Source organism: Streptomyces botrytidirepellens (assembly GCF_003721215.1).
Lineage (GTDB): Bacteria > Actinomycetota > Actinomycetes > Streptomycetales > Streptomycetaceae > Streptomyces > Streptomyces himastatinicus.
On record NZ_RIBZ01000369.1, the window covers coordinates 1 to 578 of the forward strand.

At 73.5% G+C, this 578-nt stretch carries 1 protein-coding gene; it reads left to right on the forward strand.

Annotation, left to right across the window (positions count from 1 at the left end):
• Nucleotides 1–578: biotin carboxylase N-terminal domain-containing protein (locus EEJ42_RS31015; RefSeq protein WP_281291543.1), on the forward strand; the 578-nt coding region annotated here is incomplete at both ends.

Below are 578 nucleotides of genomic sequence, written 5' to 3' on the forward strand. Positions count from 1 at the left end.
AAGGTGCTCATCGCCAATCGTGGCGAGATCGCTGTCCGTGTTGCCCGTGCCTGCCGGGATGCCGGGATCGCGAGCGTTGCCGTCTACGCCGATCCGGACCGGGACGCCGTTCATGTGCGCGCGGCGGACGAGGCCTATGCGCTGGGCGGTGACACCCCGGCCGCCAGCTATCTGGACCAGGCCAAGGTGCTGGCCGCGGCCGCCGAGTCCGGCGCCGACGCCGTCCACCCCGGCTACGGCTTCCTCTCGGAGAACGCCGAATTCGCCCAGGCCGTCCTGGACGCCGGGCTGACCTGGATCGGCCCGCCCCCGCAGGCCATCCGCGACCTCGGCGACAAGGTCGCAGCCCGTCACATCGCCCAGCGCGCCGGAGCCCCCCTGGTCGCGGGCACCCCCGACCCCGTCTCCGGCTCGGACGAGGTCGTGGCGTTCGCCGAGCAGCACGGGCTGCCGATCGCGATCAAGGCCGCCTTCGGTGGTGGCGGGCGGGGTCTGAAGGTCGCGCGCACGATGGAGGAAGTGCCCGAGCTGTACGACTCGGCCGTCCGCGAGGCCGTCGCCGCCTTCGGCCGCGGCGA